2 protein-coding genes and 1 pseudogene are annotated in these 2,790 nt (G+C 42.6%); all 3 read right to left on the reverse strand.

Annotation, left to right across the window (positions count from 1 at the left end; genetic code table 11):
* Positions 1–452: pseudogene (locus EL26_RS22935) on the reverse strand (group II intron reverse transcriptase/maturase); the annotation flags it as partial.
* A gap of 855 nt (positions 453–1,307) precedes the next feature.
* Positions 1,308–2,291 carry an SIR2 family protein gene (locus EL26_RS22940; RefSeq protein ID WP_038094796.1) on the reverse strand — a complete coding sequence of 328 codons (984 nt, stop codon included), beginning with the start codon at positions 2,289–2,291 and terminating at the stop codon, positions 1,308–1,310.
* Positions 2,292–2,790, reverse strand: a 499-nt coding sequence (locus EL26_RS26350; RefSeq protein WP_238546179.1) for a hypothetical protein, incomplete at its 5' end; no start/stop codon positions are given.

Consider the following 2,790-nt stretch of genomic DNA (forward strand, 5'->3'; position numbering starts at 1 on the left):
TTCGGGTCAAAGATCGGTGTCAGCACTTGTAGAAGTGCCTGTTGGATCAAGCGGTCTATCACCGCCGGAATTCCTAATAAACGTTTCCCACCGTCTGGTTTCGGGATTTCGACTCGACGTACAGGGAGCGGTTTATAGGTTGCGTTGAGAAGTTCCTCACGAAGACACGACCAGTTGTGGAGCAGAAAGGATCGAAGGGATTTTGTCGCCATTCCATCCACTCCGGCTACGCCTTTGTTTCTCTCCACACGGTGTAAAGCCTGCAATAGATTGTTTCTCTCGACGACCTGTTCCATAAGGTGATTTGCATCCACTTCGCGGGTCAGCTCTGTGGTTTGTGCCGGAGAAGAACTCGGCACTTCTTCGATCCCCTGCGGATTCACCGCTTCCTCTCGAAGATAGCTCCCTCGCGGGATATTCGGCTGTCGTTGTTCTTCTCTCGAACTTGCCATAGATCAACCTTCACAATCATGTTCGGTCCTTCCCTACACGGACGTCTCCTTTGCAGGTACTATGACCTCTGCTGACTCCTGCCGGTTCAGTCGCACCTCATGATGCGAGTTACCAATTCAATTGGCATGCCCGACATGCCTCCCCAGGTAAGAGCGCTGTCTTTCCCTCCATCCATCTGCCTCATTTACTCTCGATAGCCTTTGGCAACAAGGGCTTTGCCTTGTCTTGCAGGCTCACCCAACTATCGCTAGCCTCATATGAGGTTCGTGTTCCTCAGACCGGAGNCTACTGTTGCCTTCGCCATTCGGGACTTGCACCCTAGAGACAGCGCCCATGCTGGGCGCACAAGCAAAAAAGGCACCTTTCATAGGAAAGGAGCCTTTTCTCATTTATTTGGTGGATCGTACGAAAATCCAACGTCTTTTACGACCGACCACTTGTCCCGAGGCCACCTTTAGGCTCACCTGTACAAGTTGATGCGGTGTGAGTGCCATCCATTGTTTCAGCTTAACAGCTGCAAAGCGGTAGCTCTTAAACAACTCCAAAAACCACATACTTTGTTGGTCTGTATTCTGAATTTAATGCCCGAATACAAACGGTACATATCCTACATCACCGGCACGATAAACAAACGTGCGGGTTGTCCTGTTTGGACGGTCATTCGTCCCGGTCATGAGAAATAATATTGCCATTCATTCGTTGTTGGGGTTCCAGTGTCAACCAATAAAAACAGATTTTCCAAAAGAACTTTCTCTTGCAACCCTTTTCTCAGATTCAGTGTCAAACAAGGGTGTACTTTCTAAGATTACTTTTCCATCAATGCAAAGGTAGTTTTTCTATAGCCCCCCCTAAATTCACCAATACGATTGCCCTCTAAAACCAGTAGAATCGGATTTAATTTGAACACGATCTCCAAAAATTTTATAGTACCTCTCGCAAACTTGATCAATGTCATTTTTAATCCCTATTATTATTATTTCTTTCAACTGGTTTTTTTGACTAATTGCTCTTTTCATCAAGTCAATTATGGGATAATCAGCTGATGCTAAAGAATAGCCAACAAAAACTATTTTTCGAGCCATCGATATAACGTCAGACGCAGCTAACCAGACATTGTTTAGTTTTGGAATGTTGTACGATTTCAATAACGTTGGAGTAATCATAACTGGTTCCGCATAATGACCTTTGCAAACATTGCATGGAACATCAATCTCCTTATAAAGTTCATGTGCAATAGGCTTATCAACTACCCTTATATTTTGGCAAAAAGGGCAATGTGCCCAGTTTAGAGAGCCATGCAATTTTAATAGTTTAAATTTCCTGCTTTCATCTCTATCGCCTCCTTCGAATCCGTAATCTATTTTATCGATTCCTCCACTCGGGTAACTATTGATAATTGCCTCATCCAATAAAGTGTCGTAATTAAGAGAAATTATATTAATAGTTCCCCTTTTCTTTTTTATCTCTTCAATAAAATTCTTATGGGGTTTTGCGTCACTGCTAATAGAACCTGCAATTGTTTGAGAGATAAAGTTAATAAGCCCTCTTCGTAGCTCGTAAAACCTTTGAGAACTATGCGTGGCGCTGACACTTAGATTGTTATTTATCGCATAGTCGATTAGCGTAACGATCTCATCAATCTGCGGATAGGCTCGAATTGCCTCATCGTAAGATCTAGGGTCTTTATCAAAATAATCCTGTAAAAACTTCCATGTTTGTTTAATTTCCGGATCTTCCGACTGATTCAACAATGTAAAAGCTTTACCCATAAAATTTGCGATTGAAGGAGCGCTTTCAGCGCAAGAAGCCCCTGCCCCAAATACATATACTGTACTCATTTACTCCCCCAAAAATCTAATAGTTTCGGTGATTTCATTTAAGAGTTGGTCAACAGAGTTTATCAACTCTTGATTTTTATAAATAGAATATACGGCGTATAATATTTGATCGGACTTGTACTCCTTACTGTTTTTCGCATGCTTTACATATCTTGAAAAGAGGGAATGATTTGCATCTAAAGTCATTATTTTTGCAATGTCATTGAGGTCGCAAAGTCTTCCCCCTTTACCGCCTATCTTAAATTGAACAATCCACCTTATTCCCTTTATATTAACATCCGTCTCATAAGTAAAATCAGAAGTAGGATCTCGAACTACTTTCAAATTTTGGGTCTCTGACTTCACACTCCGTCTGCTATTGTCGACTATTTGAGAAATAGCTTCTCTTCTTGATCCTTCATTTGCCGATGTCCCCAATAGAGCGGTCTCACTCGACGTGTTTTCGCTCGTCGTGTTTTCGCTCGTCGTGTTTTCGCTCGTCGTGTTTTCGCTCGTCGTG

The sequence above is a fragment of the Tumebacillus flagellatus genome (assembly GCF_000714935.1).
Classification (GTDB): domain Bacteria; phylum Bacillota; class Bacilli; order Tumebacillales; family Tumebacillaceae; genus Tumebacillus; species Tumebacillus flagellatus.

Excerpts from the sequence above, each read along its gene's own strand:
- EL26_RS22940 (WP_038094796.1), bottom strand. The coding sequence starts at position 2,291 with ATGAGTACAGTATATGTATTTGGGGCAGGGGCTTCTTGCGCTGAAAGC.